At 72.3% G+C, this 19,288-nt stretch carries 15 protein-coding genes; 4 read left to right on the top strand and 11 right to left on the bottom strand.

What is annotated here, in order from left to right; translation table 11 throughout:
- The first annotated feature begins 51 nt into the window (after window positions 1-51).
- Complete coding sequence (locus WMF20_RS48420; protein WP_437608699.1) at window positions 52-537, top strand: hemerythrin domain-containing protein; 486 nt, start codon at window positions 52-54, stop codon at window positions 535-537.
- 273 nt (window positions 538-810) lie between these two features.
- Here the strand turns inward: WMF20_RS48420 and WMF20_RS48415 are convergent, their stop codons facing one another.
- The 4 genes from WMF20_RS48415 to WMF20_RS48400 all read right to left on the bottom strand — a co-directional run bounded on the left by WMF20_RS48415 (window position 811) and on the right by WMF20_RS48400 (window position 2,549).
- Entirely contained in the window at window positions 811-1,095 is a 285-nt protein-coding gene (locus tag WMF20_RS48415) for a hypothetical protein (RefSeq protein WP_437608697.1), read from the bottom strand.
- Window positions 1,096-1,110: 15 nt separating this feature from the next.
- Window positions 1,111-1,329, bottom strand: a complete 219-nt coding sequence (locus tag WMF20_RS48410) for a hypothetical protein (RefSeq protein WP_437608695.1) — start codon at window positions 1,327-1,329, stop codon at window positions 1,111-1,113.
- Window positions 1,330-1,367: 38 nt separating this feature from the next.
- Window positions 1,368-1,922 carry a hypothetical protein gene (locus WMF20_RS48405; protein ID WP_437608693.1) on the bottom strand — a complete coding sequence of 185 codons (555 nt, stop codon included), beginning with the start codon at window positions 1,920-1,922 and terminating at the stop codon, window positions 1,368-1,370.
- 462 nt (window positions 1,923-2,384) lie between these two features.
- On the bottom strand, window positions 2,385-2,549 hold the full coding sequence (locus WMF20_RS48400) for a DUF1328 family protein (protein ID WP_129580598.1): 165 nt from the start codon (window positions 2,547-2,549) through the stop codon (window positions 2,385-2,387).
- A gap of 550 nt (window positions 2,550-3,099) precedes the next feature.
- Between WMF20_RS48400 and WMF20_RS48395 the strand changes: the two genes are divergently transcribed.
- From WMF20_RS48395 to WMF20_RS48385, 3 genes are all read left to right on the top strand, one after another.
- Window positions 3,100-5,946: a PAS domain-containing protein gene (locus tag WMF20_RS48395; RefSeq protein WP_437608691.1), complete on the top strand. Its 2,847-nt coding sequence runs from the start codon at window positions 3,100-3,102 to the stop codon at window positions 5,944-5,946.
- Between the two features lie 300 nt (window positions 5,947-6,246).
- Window positions 6,247-6,663, top strand: coding sequence for a response regulator (locus WMF20_RS48390; protein WP_061606753.1), 417 nt, complete (start codon window positions 6,247-6,249; stop codon window positions 6,661-6,663).
- Entirely contained in the window at window positions 6,660-8,297 is a 1,638-nt protein-coding gene (locus tag WMF20_RS48385; protein ID WP_437608689.1) for an ATP-binding protein, read from the top strand. Before WMF20_RS48390 ends, WMF20_RS48385 begins: the two co-directional genes overlap by 4 nt.
- A gap of 33 nt (window positions 8,298-8,330) precedes the next feature.
- On the opposite strand, the gene WMF20_RS48380 is transcribed toward WMF20_RS48385, so the two are convergent.
- The 7 genes from WMF20_RS48380 to WMF20_RS48350 all read right to left on the bottom strand — a co-directional run bounded on the left by WMF20_RS48380 (window position 8,331) and on the right by WMF20_RS48350 (window position 19,098).
- A complete protein-coding gene (locus tag WMF20_RS48380; protein WP_437608687.1) occupies window positions 8,331-11,567 on the bottom strand; it encodes an efflux RND transporter permease subunit in 3,237 nt (1,078 codons plus the stop codon).
- Between the two features lie 13 nt (window positions 11,568-11,580).
- Complete coding sequence (locus WMF20_RS48375; protein ID WP_437608685.1) at window positions 11,581-12,987, bottom strand: efflux RND transporter periplasmic adaptor subunit; 1,407 nt, start codon at window positions 12,985-12,987, stop codon at window positions 11,581-11,583.
- Window positions 12,984-14,186: a TolC family protein gene (locus tag WMF20_RS48370; RefSeq protein WP_437608683.1), complete on the bottom strand. Its 1,203-nt coding sequence runs from the start codon at window positions 14,184-14,186 to the stop codon at window positions 12,984-12,986. Before WMF20_RS48370 ends, WMF20_RS48375 begins: the two co-directional genes overlap by 4 nt.
- A gap of 224 nt (window positions 14,187-14,410) precedes the next feature.
- A complete protein-coding gene (locus WMF20_RS48365) occupies window positions 14,411-14,806 on the bottom strand; it encodes a hypothetical protein (RefSeq protein ID WP_437608681.1) in 396 nt (131 codons plus the stop codon).
- A gap of 697 nt (window positions 14,807-15,503) precedes the next feature.
- Window positions 15,504-16,280 (bottom strand): hypothetical protein, encoded by a 777-nt coding sequence (locus tag WMF20_RS48360; RefSeq protein WP_437608679.1) that lies wholly within the window; start codon window positions 16,278-16,280, stop codon window positions 15,504-15,506.
- Between the two features lie 15 nt (window positions 16,281-16,295).
- The gene (locus tag WMF20_RS48355) at window positions 16,296-17,876 is read right to left on the bottom strand and encodes a hypothetical protein (protein ID WP_437608677.1); all 1,581 of its coding nucleotides are present in this window, start codon (window positions 17,874-17,876) and stop codon (window positions 16,296-16,298) included.
- Window positions 17,877-17,886: 10 nt separating this feature from the next.
- The gene (locus WMF20_RS48350) at window positions 17,887-19,098 is read right to left on the bottom strand and encodes a PEGA domain-containing protein (protein WP_437608675.1); all 1,212 of its coding nucleotides are present in this window, start codon (window positions 19,096-19,098) and stop codon (window positions 17,887-17,889) included.
- Window positions 19,099-19,288 lie beyond the last annotated feature (190 nt).

Genomic DNA, 19,288 nt, shown 5'->3' with positions numbered 1-19,288 from the left:
TTTCACGTCCATCGACAACACGCACACCTTCGGTGTCCGGGAGGAGAATGCATGAAAGCGACACAGCTCTTGAAGGGGCAGCACCGCGAAGCCGAGAGGCTGTTCGATCTGGCGGCCTCGGGCGTCGGCGATGTCCGGCGGGTGACGGACGAGCTCACGAAGCACCTGCTCGCCCACATGCTCGCCGAGCAGGTGGTGCTCTTCCCGGAGCTGCTCGCGATCGAGCCGGATCTCATCGGCGGGGCCTGCGAGGAGCACACGGTCGCGCGGTTCGAGATCCGGCGCGTCGTCAACACGGCGCCAGAGGACCCGAGCTTCAAGGCCAGGCTATCCACCCTGAGGGAGCTCGTCATGCACCACGCCGACGAGGAGGAGCGGGAGCTCTTGCCGCGGATCGAGGCGGAGCTGAGCGAGGAGGCGAACGAGCGGCTGGGCCAGCAGATGCTGGAGCTGTTCGACGCGCTCATCGCCCATTCCCGCCGCTCCCACAGCCACGGCCAGAGCCACGCCCCGGCGCGCACCGCGACGGCGGCCTGACGGCGGCGGCCTCCTGCCGCTCTCCTCCTCCTCACGCTCGGTTCATCGCCCGGCGGGCACCTCCAGCGCTCGACGCGCGCCGCGAGGGCCTGCGCCCATGTCACGGGCGGTGTCCTGGGGCGATGGCCTGGAGTCGGCGCCTCGGGACACACGGCATACGGCGGCGGCCGCGGCGACCGGAGACGTCTCCCGCGGCCATCGCCGCATGCCGTGCCCCGAGCCGGGGAGCCCGGGGCCAGCGTGAGTCGCGAGGGGGGGTGAGGGCCGGTGGGCTCACGGGGTGGGCGCCGGCGCGTCGCCGGGGCCGGTCGGGCCGCCGTGCGCGGGCCCGTACCCGTGCGACTCGCCGTAGCCGAGATCCTCGGGGACCATCTTGTCCGCCGCGGCCGACGGCTCCGGCGAGGCGGCGCTCCGCGCGTCGTCCGAGGCGAGCTCGTAGACGCCGCGCTCGAGCTCCATCTCGTCGAGGGCCGAGCCGCAGGCCCGGCAGGGCGTGGCCGCCGTCGATACGAAGATGTACCGGCGACCGCAGGATTTGCAGCGGAGCTCGCGGATCATCGCACGCCCGCCGGGTCAGCTGGGTCGACCGCGCCGGGTCGCCTCCTGGGCTTCGCGCAGCGCGTCGCCCTCGGGGCCGTCCAGCGCCTCGGCGGCCTCCTCCGCGTGCTGCTCGATCTTGCCGCCCTTCACCGACCTCTGCACGCCTTCGCGGTAGCGCCGATCGGCCGTGTGGTTGCCCTCGCCTTCGATGTCCGCCGACTGGGTCTGCTGAGTCGTCTTCTGGTTCTCCATGGTGTCCTCCTCTGTTCGAGCTTGCTGGCAGGCTCGCGTCAGACGCGCCGCCTCGCCTCCTGGATGGCGCGGTCCAGCTCTTCCACGCGCTGGTCGACGCCCTTCTTCACTTGTTCGAGGTTCGTGCTCGTGGCTGCGTCGAGATCGCGCAGGCTCCTGCGGACCGCCTCCGACTTGTCCTGGAGGTCCTTCACCATCCTGTCGACCTCGTCCCTGGACAGCTTCTTCTCGGCCTTGGCGCGGAGCTCGGCGACGTCCTTTTCGAGGTCCTCGATCTTGCGCGTCGCGGAGGTGCGCACGTCCTCGCGCGCCTTCAGGAGCTCCGCCTGGGCCTCCACCGTCTTTTCCTTGGCCTCCAGGGCAGCGTTGTTGAGCTTCTCCGCGGCCTCCCGGAGCGCGTTGTCGGTCTCCCGCTCGGCCCGCTGGTCGATCTCGGCGACCTTCTTGTCGAGCTCGGTGGCGACCTCCGCCGCCTTCTGCTCCGCCTCGACCTGCGCGCGCTCGGCCTTGGCTTGCGCGTCTGTCGGGGAGTCGCAGCCCGCGACGACGCTCATGACGATGGCGATAGGAAGGAATGTACGGACGGTCAGCATGATGATCTCCTCCGGTCTGCCGCTCGGGCCCGACCTTGCGCCCGGGCGAGAGCCCGGCGCGACACGTAAAGCCCCATCGAAGCTGCCCGGGGTCGAGCCTCTCGGCGCCCTGGATGGGTTCCTCCACCGGCCATTGCGACGGGCGTGCCACGCAGAACCGCGGAGACCGCCCGGCCCGACGAGACATATCGCCCCGATCGTGGCCGCCATGCACGTGCAAGCAGGCATCGCCGACACAGCGCGCGACAACCAACAACGCGTCGCGTCATCACGTCGCCCGTGGACGGGGTCTGCGCAGCGCTGGAGTGCGCGGCCGACGAAGGCATGGAGTCGTGGGGTTCGCAGGAGAGAGGATGAGATGGCGCGCGCGGCGGGGCGGCCCGGGCGCCGGGATCGACGCGGCCGCGTGGGCTCGTGTGAGACGAGCGCCCACGCGGCGCTCGAGGGGCGACGTGGAGGGCGTCAGGCCCGGACGCGGCGGCCGAGCGCGAGGGAGACCACCGCCAGGACGAGAAAGATCACGAAGAGCAGCTTCGCCACCGAGGCGGCGCCCGCGGCGATGCCGCCGAAGCCGAAGATGGCGGCGATGATCGCGACGATAAAGAACGCAACACTCCAACTGAGCATGATAACCTCCTGATCGGGTGAATTGGTGTTCCAGCGTCTCGAACCATCGTTGTTGCAGCCGCCGTGCCGCGACGCCCCATGTTGACCCGCATGTCGAGCAAGACGGTTGATCCCCCCGGCCCCCGACAGCCCGCTTCACCGGCGGTCGCACGGCCCGGGCGGGCGCAGGCGCTGCGGCAAATTGTCTCGTTCGTGACGTCGCGCACCGCACATCGCCGCGAGCACCGGCCGCCCGGGCTCGGCACAGGGTTTGCCCGCGTCTGGGCCCGTGCGCGCGCGAGGGAAGTCGGGCTCGGCTCAACAGCCGTATCGAGGTCGACGTCGGCGGAGGACCACAGGCGGCTATCCCTTGAAGGGGGCGGTCGCCTGCCCGACGCCGCGTGGGCTGCGCTGGCGGGGCGCCTTGTGGCGCTCGGTCAGCTCGCCGAATATGTCGTGCTCGCAGACGCCACCCGCGGCCCAGGTCGTCCAGGGCCGCTCCCCGCTCGCTGCCCGGGCCCCTGACGGCGATGGCTGCCGGGACTGCGCCGACGCCGCGAACGACCCGATCATGACGACCCCGCTCTCCACGCTCATCAGGACCCGCCGCGAGGCCATCATCGAGCGGTTCGTCGGCGAGCTGCGCAGGCGAAGCGCGGTGGCGCGGGACCTGCCGAAGCCGCTGCTCATCAACTCGTTACCGACCTTCCTCGACGAGGTGGCCGCCAGCCTGGAGAAGGGCGCTCCCACGAACGGCAGCGACGAGGCCGCGCGCGAGCACGGCGAGGCGCGCTGGGAGAACGGGTTCGACCTCGACGTGATGGTCCGCGAGTACAGCGTCCTCCGGCGCGCCATCCTCCGCGAGCTCCACGAGTCAGGGGTCGCGCCGAGCCTGAGCGACCTCGAGGCGCTCTCCGAGCGCGTGGACGCCGGGATCGCCCAGGCGGTCGGCGAGCACACCCGGCTCCAGCTGGCCGCGCTGGAGACCGAGCGCAAGCGCACCGAGCTCGAGCGGGGCAAGAGCGGCTCGCTGCTCGCCGAGGCGCCGGCGCCGATCTGCCTCCTCAAGGGCGAGGGGCTGGTGTTCGAGCTCGCGAACCCGCTGTTCTGTCAGCTGGTCGGCCGCGACGATCTGCTCGGCAAGCCGCTCGTCGAGGCGGTCCCGGAGCTCCGGGGGCAGCCGCTGCACGCGCAGCTCGAGGCCGTCATGGCGAGCGGCCAGCCGAGCGTGGCGAACGAGATCCCGGTGCGGATCATGCACTGGACCGGGGAGCTCGTGGAGCGGCTCTACAACGTCCTGTGCAAGCCGCTCCACGGCGTGGGCGGCGCCGTGGAGGGCGTCATGGCGACGGCGTTCGAGGTGACGGAGCAGATCGGCGCGCGCCGCAAGGCGGAGCGCCTCGCGCTCGAGCTCCAGCAGAGCGTGGCCCAGCGCCTGCGCGCGGAGCAGGCGCTCCGCGTGAACGAGGAGCGCTTCCGCAAGGCGCTCCGCGGGTCGCCGGTCATGGTGTTCAACCAGGACCGGGACCTCCGCTACACGTGGATGCACAACGCCTTCGGCAAGTCGGAGCGCGAGGTGCTCGGGAAGACCGACGCGGAGGTGCTGGAGGACCCGGACGCCGCGAGGGCGCTCGAGCGGGCGAAGCGAGAGGTGCTCTCCAGCGGGGTCGGCCAGCGGCGCGAGATCGCCCTGCACTCGGGCGGGCGCACGCAGCACCTCGACATCTCGATCGAGCCGCTGACCGACGACGCGGCCGAGATCGTCGGCATCACCTGCACGGCGACGGACATCACCGAGCGGAAGGCGATCGAGCAGGCGCTGCGCGCGAGCGAGGCGAGGTTCCGCACGGTGCAGGAGGCGTCGCCCGACGGGTTCATGATCCTGCGCAGCGTGCGCGACGCGTCCGGGGCGATCGCCGATTTCGAGTGGGTCTACGTGAACCCGGCCACCGGGCCGATCGTCGGCGGCCGCGGCAAGGATCTCGAGGGCAAGCGGCTGCTCGTGGAGATGCAGGGCAGCTCGCTCGCGAGCGCCTTCGACACGTACGCGAAGGTGGTCGAGGCCGGCGAGGCCGCCCGGGTCGAGATCTCCTGCGCGCACGAGGGCGCGCCGCAGACGTTCCGCGCCATCGCGGTCGCGCTGGGCGACGGGGTCGGCATCTCGTTCCACGACATCACCGAGCAGAAGCGCTCCGAGGCCGAGCGCGCCCAGCTCCTCGAGCAGGAGCAGCGGGCGCGCCAGCACGCCGAGCAGCTGAACAAGCTCAAGGACGAGTTCCTCGCGACGGTGTCGCACGAGCTCAGGACGCCGCTCCAGTCGATCCTGGGCTGGGCGCGGATCCTCCGGACGGGCGAGGTGGACACCGAGTCGCTCGAGCGGGGGCTCGCCACGATCGAGCGCAACGCGAAGGCGCAGTCGCAGCTCATCGAGGACGTGCTCGACGCCTCGACGATCATCGCGGGGAAGCTGCAGCTCCGCACCGATCCGGTCGACGTGCGGCAGGTGCTCTCCGCGGCGCTCGATCTCGTGCGCCCGGCGGCGCTGGCGAAGGGCGTCACGGTCAACGCCTGGGTCGTCGAGGACGTGGGCATCTTCCTCGGCGACGCCGATCGGCTCCAGCAGATCGTGTGGAACCTGCTCACGAACGCCGTGAAGTTCACGCCCTCGGGCGGGCAGGTGCGGGCCTTCGCCCGGCGCGTCGAGGCCATGCTCGAGGTCGAGGTGGAGGACAACGGCGAGGGGATCCCGAAGAGCTTCCTGCCGTACCTGTTCGAGCGGTTCCGGCAGGCGGACGGCGGGATGACCCGGGCGCACGGGGGCCTCGGGCTCGGCCTGGCCATCGTGCGGCACCTGGCCGAGGCGCAGGGCGGCACGGTGAACGCGGAGAGCGACGGCGAGGGCAAGGGCGCGCGCTTCCGGGTGCGCCTGCCGATCCGCGCCGAGCCGCACTCGACGCCGCCGTCCCCGCAGCGCCGGGGCAGCGACGCGCCGGGGGGCGCCGCGCGCCGCTTGCTCGAGGGCATCCGGGTGCTCGTGGTCGACGACGAGACCGACGCGCGCGAGCTGCTCGGCATCATCTTCGGGCGCGCCGGCGCCACGGTGAGCGAGGCGGCCTCGGCCGGCGCGGCGCTCGAGGCGCTCCGCGCCGGCGAGTTCGACGTGCTCGTGAGCGACATCGGCATGCCGGGCGAGGACGGCTACGCGATGATGCGGCGGCTGCGCGCGATGGGGGCCGAGGTCCCGGCGAGCGGGATCCCGGCGCTCGCGCTCACCGCGTACACGCGCGTGGAGGACCGCCGCCAGGCGATCGCCGCCGGCTTCCAGATGCACCTGGCCAAGCCGATCGAGCCGAACAGCCTGGTGACGGCGGTGGCGCACCTCGTCGGCCGCGCGGGCAACCGCGGCAGCTGGCCGTAGCCCCCGAGGCCCGCGCCCCGGCGGGGCGACCGTGGCCCTCGAGCGCGCGGCCGCCGGCGAGGGCCGTCTGGCGCGGGCAGCCGTCGTGGGGCCCGGGCCCACCGTGGCACCGATCGCCTCTTCCCGACGCCGCGGGCCCACGTTAACTTCAGCCGCGCGAAGCAGGCCGTATGCGGTGTCTCCGTCATCCGGAAACGAGTGAGCCGGCCTCCAGCTCCGTCGCCATCGCCCTGCCCACGTGCAGCGTTGCTCTCGTATGCTATCGACGGGCCAGCGTTTTGCCCCTCAGCGAGGACGAGGATGGACGGTAAAATCCTGAATATTATCCTGGTCGAGGACGACACCGTCGACGTGATGAACGTCCGCAGGGCGTTCGAGAGGGGCAAGATCACGAACCCGCTGTGGGTCGCGGGCGACGGGGTCGAGGGGCTCGATCTGCTGCGTGGAACCCAGGTGCCCAGGGACCGGCGCCTCGTCCTGCTCGACCTGAATATGCCCAGGATGAACGGCATCGAGTTTCTGCGAGAGCTCCGGTCCGACGCCTCGCTGCGGGCGACGCCTGTCGTCGTGCTGACCACCTCGAACGACGATCGGGACAAGGTGGACGCGTACGACCTCAACGTCGCCGGCTACCTGCTCAAGCCCGTGACTTTCCTGAGCTTCGTCGAGCTCATGACGGCACTGAACCGGTACTGGACGCTCGTGGAGATGCCTTGAGCCATAGGTCGGTTCGTCTCCTCGTTGTCGACGACGACACGGTCGATCGGATCGCGATCCTGCGCGCGCTGCGCAGCGGCCGCGTCGACGCCGAGATCAGGGAGGCCGACTCCGTCGATTCGGCGCTCGCGGTGCTGTACGAGCAGCAGATCGACTGCGTGCTGCTCGATTTTTACCTGCCCGGGGGCGACGGGCTCACGGTGATCGAGGCGGCGCGCAAGGCGAAGCTCACGGCGCCGTTCATCATGCTGACCGGGCAGGGCGACGAGTCGCTGGCGGTCGATCTGATGAAGCGGGGGGCGGCGGACTACGTGCCGAAGAACCTGCTGACGCCAGAGCGCCTGGTGCAGAGCCTGCGCTACGTGCTCCGGCTGAACGAGGCCGAGCGCCGCGAGGACGAGGCGCGCCGGGCGCTCGCGCGCCACGCGAACCAGCTCGCGCAGCTCACCGAGGCGACGCTGCGCATCCACCGGTCGCTCTCGCTGAACGAGCTCATCCAGCGCACCACCGAGGAGGCGCGCGCGCTGCTCGACGCGAACGTGGCGGTCGCGCGGCTGGCCGCGCGGGGCGTGGCGCAGCGGTCGATGACCGGCATCTCGCTGTCCGAGGAGTACGCCGCGCGGGAGGACCGCGACAGCATCCGCGAGGTCGCGTTCGGCCTGATCGAGCGGCGGAGCACGGGCGTCCGGCTGACCGGCGACGAGATCATGAGCGATCCCACGTGCGCGGACGTGCTGTCGCGCGCGCCTTCGGAGCTGCACCCGCGCTCGCTCGTCGCGGCGCCGCTGCGCGGCCGGGACGGCCAGTGCATCGGGAGCATCTTGCTGCTCGACCGGCGCGACGGGCCGTTCGTCGAGAGCGACGAGGTGCTGCTCACGCAGCTCGCGCAGTCGGCGTCCGTCGCCCTCGAGAACGCGCGGCTCTACAACGAGGCGCAGGCCGCGACGCGCGCCCGGGACGACCTCCTGGCGATCGTGTCGCACGACCTCCGGAACCCGCTCAACACGATCGCGATCACGGCGTCGCTCCTGCGGAGCGATCTGCTCCAGCGGAAGGACGGCGAGGAGGACGACGCCGTCCAGCTCGTCGACCGGATGGACCGCGGGATCCAGCGCATGACGCGGCTCATCGAGGATCTGCTCGACGCGTCGCGCATCGAGGCGGGGCGGCTCGTCGTGTCGCCGCGGGTGGAGCGGGGCGGGGCGCTCGTGCGCGAGGCGCTCGAGGCCGCCGCGTCGCTCGCCGAGGCCAAGGGCTGCCGGGTGACGCAGGGGCCGCTCGACGCGGGCCTGGAGGTCCTCGCCGACCGGGATCGCGTGCTGCAGGTGTTCTCGAACCTGCTCGGCAACGCGCTGAAGTTCACGCCGAAGGGCGGCGTCGTGAGCGTGTCGCTCTGCCGGGTCGCCGGCCTCGCGCGCTTCTCCGTGGCCGACACGGGGCCGGGCATCCCGCCCGAGCACCAGCCGCACCTCTTCGATCGCTACTGGAAGGCCGCGCAGGAGTCGCGCACCGGCGCGGGGCTCGGCCTGTACATCGCGCGCGGCATCATCGAGGCGCACCACGGGACCGTGGCCGTCGAGAGCACCCCGGGCCAGGGGACGACGATCCACTTCTCGCTGCCGCTGGCGAGCTGAGCGCCCGTCGCCGCGTCGACGGGCGCGCTCGCCTCAGCTGGCCTGGCTCGCCGCCGGATCCGCGGGCTCGTCGCGGGCGACCGGCGCGTCCTCTCGGTGCGTCAGCCGGTAGAGGACCGGCAGGACGAGCAGCGTGAGCGTGGTCGAGGAGAGGATCCCGCCGATGACGACCGTCGCGAGCGGGCGCTGCACCTCGGCGCCGGTGCCGGTGGCGAGCGCCATCGGGACGAAGCCGAGCGCCGCGACGAGCGCCGTCATGAGCACGGGGCGGAGCCGCGCGATCGAGCCGTGGAGCACGGCGTCGTCGAGCCCCTCGCCGCGCTGCCGCAGGTTCTCGATGAACGTCACCATCACGAGCCCGTTCAGCACGGCGACGCCCGAGAGCGCGATGAACCCCACGGCCGCCGAGATCGAGATCGGGAGCCCGCGGCCCCACAGCGCGAAGATGCCGCCGGTGAGCGCGAGCGGGACGCCGGTGAAGATCAGGGCGGCGTTCCTGAGCGTCCCGACGGAGAGGAAGAGCAGGACGAAGATGAGCCCGAGCGCCAGCGGGACCACCACGGCGAGGCGCCGCTGGGCGGCGAGCATGTTCTCGAACTGGCCGCCCCAGGACATCCAGTAGCCCGGCGGGAGCTTGATCGCGGCGTCGATCCGCTCCTCGGCGTCGGCGACGAAGCCGCCGAGGTCGCGCCCGCGCACGTTGCACTGGACGACGACGCGGCGCTTGCCGCTCTCCCGGCTGACCTGGTTCGGGCCGTCTTCCAGGCGGAGGTCGGCCACCGCGCCGAGCGGCACGAACGCCGCTCGCCCGGGCGGCCGAGCCGCCGCGGCCACGGTCGGGCCGCTCGGCCCGGTCGCGTGCTCCGGCGCGCCCCGGAGCGGGATCGGGAGCCGCTCGAGGGCCGCGACGTCGCGGCGGATGGCGTCGGGGAGCCGCAGCACGAGGTCGAAGCGCTTGTCGCCCTCGAAGACCTCGCCGGCGCTCACGCCGCCGATCGCGGCCTCGACGACGTCCTGCACGTCGGCGACGTTGAGCCCGTAGCGGGCGACCATGCGCCGATCCACGTCGATGGTCAGCACCGGCAGGCCCGTGACCTGCTCCACCTTGACGTCGGCGGCGCCCGGGGTCGCCCGCAGGAGCGCGCCGATCTTGTTCGCCTGCTCGAGCATCACGCCGAGGTCGTCGCCGAAGACCTTGACCGCGACGTCGCTCCGCACGCCGCTGATGAGCTCGTTGAACCGGAGCTCGATCGGCTGGCTGAACTCGTAGTTTTGCCCCGGCAGCTCCCGGATCGCCTCCTCGATCGCCTCGGCGAGCTCCTCTTGCGTGGCCGCCTTCTTCCAGGCGCTCCGGGGCCTCAACATCAGGTAGGTGTCGGAGACGTTCGGGCCCATCGGATCGGTCGCGACCTCGGCCGTGCCGGTGCGGGCGAAGACGTGCTCGATCTCGTCCGGGAAGCGCTCCTTGAGCAGGCGCTCGAGCTGCGCCTGCATCGCCACGCTCGTCGTGAGGCTGATCGAGGGGATGCGCGCGGGCTGGAGCGCGAGCGCCCCCTCGCTCAGCTTTGGCGCGAACTCGCGGCCGAGCCCCGCGGCGGCCAGGCCGGAGGCGACGAGCACGACGCCGGCGGCGGCGACGACGAGCGGCCTCCGGGACAGCGCCCAGGCGAGCGCCCGGCCGTAGGCGCCCTTCGCCCGGTGGAAGAGGAAGTTCTCCTTCTCCGACACCCTGCCCGTGAGGAGCAGCGCGACGAGCGCCGGGACGAACGTCATCGACAGGATCGTCGCCCCCGCGAGCGCCAGGACGACGGTCTGCGCCATCGGCCGGAACATCTTCCCCTCGATGCCCGTGAGCGTGAGGATGGGCAGGTAGACGATGGCGATGATCAGCTCGCCGAAGATCGTCGCCTGCCGGACCTCCTGCGACGCGTCGTAGGCGAGGCCGAGCCGCTCTTCCCGGGTGAGCGCGCGGCCGAGCCGGCGCTGCTCCTCGGCGAAGCGCCGCACGCAGTTCTCGACGATGATCACCGAGCCGTCGACGATGAGGCCGAAGTCGATGGCGCCGAGGCTCATCAGGTTGCCGCTGATCTTGCCCTCGACCATGCCGGTGACGGCGATCAGCATCGAGAACGGGATGGCGAGCGCGGCGATCAGCGCGGCCCGGAGGTTGCCGAGCAGGAGGAAGAGCACGACGACGACGAGCGCGGCCCCCTCGAGCAGGCTGTTCCGCACGGTGCTCAGGGTGGCGTCGACGAGGTAGGTGCGGTCGTAGACGGTCTTGACCGTCACGCCCTCGGGCAGCGACTTGTTGACCGCCTTGATCTGCTCGTCCACGCGCCGCGAGACGGCGCGGCCGTTCTCGCCGACGAGCATGATGGCCGTGCCGATGACCGCCTCCTCGCCGTCCTCGGTCGCCGCCCCCGTGCGCAGCTCCCGGCCGACGCCGACCTCGGCCACGTCCTCGATCCGGATCGGCACCTCGCCGTGGTTGCCGACGATGATGCCCCGGATGTCGTCCTCGCTCTGCACGAGGCCCGTGGCGCGGACCAGGTACTGCTCGCCCTTGTGCTCGATGTACCCGCCGCCCGCGTTGGCGTTGTTGCGGGCGAGCGCCTCGAGCACGTCGCGGAACGAGAGCCCGTAGCCGACGAGCTTCGCCGGGTCCGGCGAGACCTGGTAGAGCCGCTCGTAGCCGCCGATCGAGTTGACCTCGGTGACGCCGGGCACGGTCCGGATCTGGGGCCGCACGATCCAGTCCTGGATCGTGCGCAGATCGGTCAGATCGTACGGCTGGCCGTCGGGGCGCCGGGCGTCCGGCGCGGCCTCGAGCGTCCACATGTAGATCTCGCCGAGGCCGGTGGCGATGGGGCCGAGCTGCGGCTCGCCGAGCCCCGGCGGCAGGCTCTCCTTCGCGGCGCCGAGGCGCTCGGCCACGAGCTGCCTCGCCCAGTAGATGTCGGTGCCGTCGTCGAAGATCACCGTCACCTGGGAGAGCCCGTAGCGGGACAGCGAGCGCACCTGCTCGACGCCCGGGAGCCCGCCCATGGCCCACTCGATGGGGAACGTGACCTGACGCTCGACCTCGACGGGGGAGAGCGCCTTGACCGACGTGTTGATCTGCACCTGGACGTTGGTGATGTCCGGGACCGCGTCGATCGGCAGGCGCGTGAAGTTGTAGGCGCCGAGCGCGCCGACCGCGATCGTCAGGGCGACGACGAGGAAGCGGTGGCGCACCGAGAACGAGAGGAGCCGCGAGAGCAACGTGAGCATGGGCCGCCGCTCCTCAGTGCTGGTGGCCGGCCTCGGACTTGCCGAGCTCCGCCTTGAGGATGAAGCTGTTCTTGCCGACGTAGCGCTCGCCGGCGGCGACCCCCGCCAGGATCTCGACGACGGCCGCGTCGCGCGGCGGCTCGGCGCCCTGAGCGCCGGGCTGCGTGTCGGCGCCGTCGGCCCCGGTCCCCGGCGCGCTCGTGCCCCGGCGCCCGATCTTCACCGCGCGGGCCTCGAAGCCGCCGCCCTCCTCGACGAAGACGACCTCCTTGCCCTCGACCCGCTGGATGGCCTCGTCCGAGACGACCACGGGCGCGGCCGCCTCCTCGACGGCGATGTCCGCGGTCGCGAAGAGCCCGGGGCGCCACGCGGCGCCGGGGCTCTGCAGGACGACGCGGGCCACGGCGGAGCGGTTCTGCTCGTCGACGACCTGCCCGAGGTACGCCACCGATCCTCGCGCGACCTGGTCGATCCCCTCGGCCTTGACCCAGGCGGTCTGGCCGACCTGCACGCGGCTGAGATCCTTGGCGTAGACGGTGACGTTGACCCAGATCGTGGACAGGTCGGCGATGACGAAGACCTGGGTGTCCTCCTTGAGGACCTCGCCGATGGCGATGTGCTTCTCGATGATGGTGCCGTCCATCGGGGCGACCAGCGCGTAGCCGGTGCCCTTGGCCGCGCCGGCGCCGGCGGTGGCGCTGAGCTTCTGGGCGGCGCTCCGGTGCTCGATCCGCGCCTCGGCGACGGCCTGCCTGGCCGAGAGGTACTCCTTTTCGGCCGAGATGCGCTCCTTCCAGAGCGCCTCGTGGCGCGTGAAGCTCGCCTCGGCGAGGTCGAGGCGCTCCTTGGCCGCCAGGAGCTCGCGCTGGAGCTCGGCCAGCTCGCGGCTGTCGAGCACGGCGAGCACCTCGCCGCGCTTCACCGTGTCGCCGAGCTGCTTCTTCACCTCCCGCGCGGTGCCGGGCACCCGCGGGGTGACGTGCGCGATGGCCTCCGCGTTGAGCGCCACCTCGCCGGGGAGCGTGACGGTCGCCGCGACCCTGCCCGGGCCGGCGGCGAGGATCTCCAGCCCCGCGTTCTGGCGCATCGCGGGCGAGAGCTCGAGCCTGCCGCCCGCGTGGGCGTGCGCTTCCTCGTCGTCGCCGTGGTCCTCGTCGTCGCCGTGCGCGTGGCCCTTGCCGTGCGCGTGGCCCTTGCCCTCGTCGTGCTCGTCGCCGTGGCCGTGGGCGTGCCCTCGCTCGCCTTCGCCGTGCTGGTGCCCGTCGTGCTCTCCGTGGCCGGCCTCGTGGTCGTGCCCGTGGCGCCGATGCTCGATGAGCACGGTGAGGGCGACGGCCCCGACGAGGAGCGCCAGCACCGCGGCGAGGGCCGCGGCGATCGCCTTCGGCGACAGCTCGATCTTCCGCTGGGGAGCGCTCATTGGAGGGCCCTCCCCGCCGCGACGAAGAGCTCGATCTTGGCCGCCGCGTGGGCGTGCTCGGCCTCGAGCAGCGCCGCCTCGGCCTCGATCACCTCGCGGCGGACCAGCAGCACGCTCGCGAGGTCCTTCTCGCCGAGCTCGTACCCGCGCGCCGAGATGGCGGCCGCGCGCTCCATGAGGGCGGCCGTCGGCGCGAGGGCCTGGAGGGCCTCCTTCGTCGCCCGGTAGCGCGCGTAGAGCTGGTGGATCTGGCCCACGGCGCCGGCCCGCGCGGCGTCGGCGTGCGCCCTGGCGACGTCGATCTCGGCGGCGGCCGTCGCGGCGCCGGCCCGGTTGGCGTTGAGGATCGGCAGCGGGACCGCGAGGCCGAGCATGCCGATGTTCGCGCCGTCGTCGTGCTCGACCTGGGCGACGACGTTGACGGTCGGCCACCCGGCCGCGCGCTCTCGCTCGGCCTTGGCGCGGGCGGCGTCGACCGAGGCCTCGGCGGCGCCGACATCGGGGCGCCGCTCCACCTCGCCGAGCATCGACGCGAGCGGCGGCGGCTCGCCGGGAGGCACGAGGGGTCCCTCCACCGGGAGTGCCTGCGCTGCCGGCGAGCCGAGGCCGAGCTGGGCGAGCAGCGCGGCCTTGTCGGCGTCGCGCGTGCCTTCCGCCGCCTTGGCGGCGGCGACGTCGCGCCCTTTCTGGAGCAGCGCCAGGGTGACGTCGACCTCCGGCACCTCGCCCGCCTTGCGCTGCCGCTCCGCCGCGGCGTGGAGCCGCTCTGCGAGGGCGACGCGCGCGCGGGCGAGCTGCACCTGCCGCTCGTCGCGGAGCACGACGGCGTGCTGGAGCAGGGCGGCGAGCAGGACGCGGCGCCGGCCGTCTTCGGCGCCGATCTCGGCGGCGCGCTGCTCGGCTCTGGCCGCGGCGACGCGCTCACCTCGCTGGCCGCCGAGCTCGATCGGCCACTCGAGGGAGGCCGACGCGGCCGGCGGCTTGCTTCCGTCGGGGTTGAGGCGGACGCCGCCCATCCCGGTGAGCACGGGGTTCTCGAGCGAGAGCACGCCGGCCGCCGAGGTCACCGCGCGGGCGACGCCGGCCTCGGCCGTGGCCACGCGCGCGCCCGGCGCTGCGCGGGCGAGGTCGGCGACGCGGGCGCGGCTGAGGGGCGGCTCCGCGGCGGGGACGGCCGGGGGCGCGAGCAGCAGAGACAACAGGAGACCTAGGGCAATCGAGGAAGCGACGAACGGACGACGCACGCAGGAGCGAAGCATGGACGGGCAGCCCTCGAGCGCGTGGAGCGCTCGCGCGAAGAACCGCGGTTGAGTCCGGTCAGGTGCGCGCGAGGGGGCCGAGCCCGTGGCGGCGTGGCGCGGGGGCGCTCACGCGCCGGAGGACGGCGGCCGTGCTCGTGGATGCGACGCCTGACGCGGGCGCCTCAAACGAGGGGGCGTCGGGGTGGCCGTTCGAGGCGGCAGGAGGGGGAGCGCCCTGGCATGGCCGGGGGCGACGATGCGGGGATCTCGTAGGCCTCGAGGAGGATGTACGGCAGCACCGCCTGGAGGGACAGCGTCATGGGGATGCGGCCGCACGCGCAGTCGCTGCAGCTGGGCGGACAGTCGTGGTGCGAGCCGTCCGGCGCCGCGTCCTTCTCGCCCTCGTCATGGGCGGACGACGGCTCGAGCATCGGGTGCTCGCACGCGATCGCCACGCCGAGCGCCTGGAGGGTGTGCCCCTGAGCGACGAGGCCGACGACGAGGAACACCGAGAGCGCGGCGCAGATCCAGCGAAGGATCGCGCTGCGGGTACGGTGGGGTCGCCGGACGCGGGACATCCGATGCGAGGGTGGAGGAGGATGGGGCGAGCGTCAAGGAGGGCGCGGGCCAGGCTGAGCGCGGGAGCGATCTGCCGCTGCGGACGGGGCGGCGTCGGAGTCGTGCTGGCAAAGCAGAGGCGGGACCTGCGGCGCATTCTTGGAGAGATGGTGACGCGGATGCGCATGAAGCACAGGTCGCGCGCGGGAGCGTGCCGCTCGGCGTGCGCGATAGATTCGATCGAGGTGCGGATACGTTGAGCGGTGCGCATATCCCGCCGAACACGCTCGATCGGGTACTCAGCGGCGCGTCTCGGTTCGGTGTGAGAATGGGAGCAGCACAGCAGGCACGCCGTCCAGGAACCGAGGCATGCCGTCCAGGAACCGAGGCGCGCCGTCCAGGAACCGAGGCGCGCCGTCCAGGAACCGAGGCACGCCGTCCAGGAACCGAGGCACGCCGTCCAGGAACCGAGGCACGCCGTCCAGGAACCGAGGCGCGCCGTCCTCCGGGAAGCAGGCGGGACCGGTCACCGGCCGATGAACGCCAGCAGGCCGCGCGGTGGCGGCCGAGAGCGCCCGCGCCCCGCCGTTCGCTGCGAGCGCGGTCAGTCGTGGCGCTGTGCACACGGGCCGCGGTAGATGCGCTCGGTCACGTCGCGAGCGTCGAACGGCTCGGCCGCGGCGGTGTCCTCTGCGCGTCGAGCCGCTCGACCGCGCGCTACGGGAGCGTCGTGTCCGTCACGGTAAGGCAATGGTTCGTCAGCTCCACGCCCTCGCGCTTGTACACCACGCCGGTCGCCACATCGGTCATCGCGCCAAGGCCGAGCTCGCCGTAATCGACCTCGAGCTGAGTCACATAATCCGGAGAACCGTCGCCCTCGGTAGGAACGTCGATGCTGAATGTGGCGCCCGTGAACAGGTTCTGCAGGTAATAGGTCGCCGTGTCCGGCACCGGCACGCTGGCCCTCTCGACGTCGATCAAGGTGTAATGATTGACCAGTACAGCGTCATCCGAGGAAATGTCCTCCTGGAGGGCTAGTTGAGCGGCTCGCTCGAGGCCAATCGCTCGAGAAACGTTGTTGTCCGGCCAGCTCGCCAGGAGAAAGAAGCTCGTCGTGTAGCGCTCCTCGCAACCGAAGCCCACCTCCTCGGCGGACAGCGCCACGGACCAGTAGCGGCGGTCCGACGCGTTCTGCACGAGCTCCCAGCCTCTGAGCGTGCCAGCGGGCATGTCCCATGCGACGAACACGATGCGCTCGAGCCGCGGCGGCCCGAGCGGGGGCCAGTAGACCTCGGGGAGCCAGAGGTCGTCCTTGCACAGGAGACCACGCTGCCGGAGGCCCGAAGCCAACCTGTGATCGTTCCTGCTGTGCCCGGCTCGAGCGAGCAGCTCCTCGACATCGACGGGGACCGGGGGGTGATCGCCCCCGTCGTCGCCGCAGGAGACCGCCGCGAGCGCGACCATCGCGATTCCAACGAGCTTCGACCGCTGCATCCTTTCCTCCTCGGCTCACTGGGGAAAGCCGGCCACGTCGATGGCCACCCCATCGTCGCCAGCGGACCCAGCGACGCTCGGGTTCGCCCCAAGCCCGCCCTTGCCACCCGTTCCCGCCTTGAGCTCAGCCTCCATCACCACCGGGAGCGAGGCACCTACCACGGCGACGGCGATCGAGGGCCCGCCCTGCCCTCCGCCGCCGTGCCCGCCGTTGCCCCCTTTGCCGCCGTCGCCGCCGGAGCATCCGAAGGGCGAGCCGCCGAAGCCCTGCCCGCCAGGCGCCCCGAGCCCGGGCGCCCCGCCGATCTGGAAGACGCCGCCATGGCCGCCGTCGCCGCCTCGCGCGGCCGTGATCCCGGTGCCGTGGAGCTCCACGCGCGCGTTCAGGATCACGAGACCGATGCTCGCGCCCCCATGGCCGCCGCCGTGCCCGCCGCGCCCGCCGCAGCCGCCCGAGCCGCCGGAGCCGCCGCCCGCGCCGCCGGCCTTGCGCGGGGTGCCGCAAAACATCGCGCCCGCCCTCGTGCCGCCCCCGCCGCCGCCCCCCTGCCCGGGGAGCCCGTCGCCGCCGTCGCCGCCGTTCACCCCGAGGTAGTGCCCTCGCGGGCCGAACGCGCCCAGGCCGCGCGCGCCCAGCCCGTGCGCGCCGTCAGGACCGTTCGCGCCGGTGCGCCCGTTCAAGCAGTCGTCGGTGCTGGTGGCCCCCTGGCCACCGAGGCCGAAGCCGCTGGGGTTCGGGATCGGCGTCAGCTCGCCGTCGCCGCCGGGCGCTCCGTGGTCGACCGTTCCATCCCCGCCTCGCCCCCCGATCGAGTCCCCTAGCTCACAGCCGGTCTGCACCACCTGGTCACCGCCGGGCACGACGTCGCCGGCGCACGCGTCCCGCCCGAACCGTCCGTGGCGCCCCGCCCCGGCCGGCTCGTTCTTCGGATCGCCAGGCGCACCGTCGCGGCCCTGCGCGCCATCGCCCGCGGCCAGCTCGCCACGGTGCAGGGTGATCCCAGCGCCCTCCAGCACGATCGCCGCGATCGACGAGCCGCCCGGCACCGTGGCCGACGCCGCCCGTGCCTCCAGATCGAAGACCTTTGCCGTGGCATTGGCCTCGAACATGAGCGGAATTTCGTTCGGCCCGGGCTCGATCACGGTGCTGCTCCCGCCGCCATCGTGGATCCACTCGAGATGGCAGTCGAAGCCGCCCCAAATCTCCAGGGTCCCGCGGACTCGCACGGCCTCGGGGAAGTTTTCGCTACAGGCATGAACCCTCGGAGGCCGCTGGGGCTCCTGGGCCAAGAGCTCGATGGCCCTCGCGATCGTCTTGACAGGAGCTTTGCTCGTCCCCGGGTTTCGATCGTGGCCAAGGCTCGAGCTGACGAAGACGCCGCACTCGTCCTTCGCAACGAGGCCCGCCTGGGGTTCGTCGGGACAAGGCGGTTCCTTGTCGGGCAGCTCCTCCTCGGCCGGCGGCTCACAGCGCAGGCGAGGCCCGCAGGGGACCTCCGCGCAGCCGGCGCCCGCGCCGCAGGAGGCCAGCATCAGGACGACGGCCTCCGCGAAGACAGAGCGCCACGAACGCGTGCGCTGGATGGATAGCGGCATCGAGGTCACCTCACCACACCCCGCTGAACGACACGCCGGCCTGATCGCCGGCGATCATCGGCACCACACGCACAGGCTGCCGGCGCCGCTCGACGCCATGGATAATGAACGAGCCGATCGTCGCGGCAGCGACGACACCCGCGCCGATGAAGAAGCCCGTCGCGACGTCCCGGGCCACCTCGTGCGCATCGTACAAATCGTTGATCTCGGCGCACGCCAGGGCGTTCTCGGGCGACGGCGATGCGCAGATCGAGCGGCTGTTGCCGTTGTTTCGCAGGAGCCGCGCGGCGCGCCGCTCCGCCTCTTCGGCGTACTGCGCCGCGAGAACCGAGGCGACGAGGCCTCCCGTGAGGCCGAGCGCGGTGACGCCGATTCCGCAGATCCGCTGCGCGCCCGCCGTGCCATCGAACGACCCGGGCGGAGCCGGTTGGGCCGGCGGCGCGAGCGGGCGCTTGGTCACGGCTTTCTTGGAGGTCACGGGCTTTGTCGAGGCCCGAGCGGGCACCGGGGCCTCCTTGGGCTTCTCAACGAACCGGAGCGCGACCTTGATCGCCTTCCCCTTCTCCACCTGGACGGTTTGCTCGGCATCGAGGAAGCCGGGGAGCGTGGCCTTGATCGTGTGCGTACCGGGCTCGACGTACGTATAGCCGGACGTCGACGCGTCCCTGCCCCGGACCTCCCCGCCGATCGTCATCAGCGCGCCCGGATGGCTCAAGGCGAAGTCGATCTGCCCCACCTCGCGCCGGGCTCTCTCAAGGCCGTCCGTGTAACGGCGCCGCTGCGCGGCCGTTCCCACCCCGGGATCCTTCAGGCATCTATCGATGGCCATCGCGGCGTCGACGTGCCGCCGGAGGGCGAGCAGCGCCATTCCCCATTCGCAGCGGGCCCTGCCGCCTGCGCCGAGCTTGTACGCGAGGTAATAGGCCTCTTCTGCCTGCTCCCATCTTCCCTGGTCGCGGGCGACGTCTCCCACGCGGATCAGCGCCTCGACATCGACGTCGGGCTTGCCCTCCGCCTTCGCCGGAGGCCCGCCATCGTCGGGCCGAGGTGGGTCGGCGCGGCTTGGCTCGGCGACAGCCAGGCTTGCAGCAAGAAACAACAGCGCCGCGACGCAAGATGGCGTGATCCGAGCCTGCGACAAGCACTCTCGAAGGATGCACATACCGCGTGGCTCACGTCGCGCCATCGAGGAAAGCTGCCGCCGCGCTGGCTTGCCCAGCACGGCGTCCTTTCATTTGTCGCCCATGGCACCCTGTCGTGGCACGGCGGTCAAGCGTCGGTCGCATCCATCGCGCGCCGCCTCTTCCGCGAGGCATTCCGCTCGAGCGTCCGGGATTCTCGGTGAAATGGCGAAATCGACCGTGGCGAACATGTCGCCGACGCTGAGGTCAACCCACGAGTCGTGGCCCTCT

The organism is Sorangium sp. So ce834 (assembly GCF_051521425.1).
Taxonomy (GTDB): domain Bacteria; phylum Myxococcota_A; class Polyangia; order Polyangiales; family Polyangiaceae; genus Sorangium; species Sorangium cellulosum_D.
The sequence above is the reverse complement of the archived record's forward strand: the minus strand, read 5'-3'. Positions and strand labels throughout refer to the sequence as shown.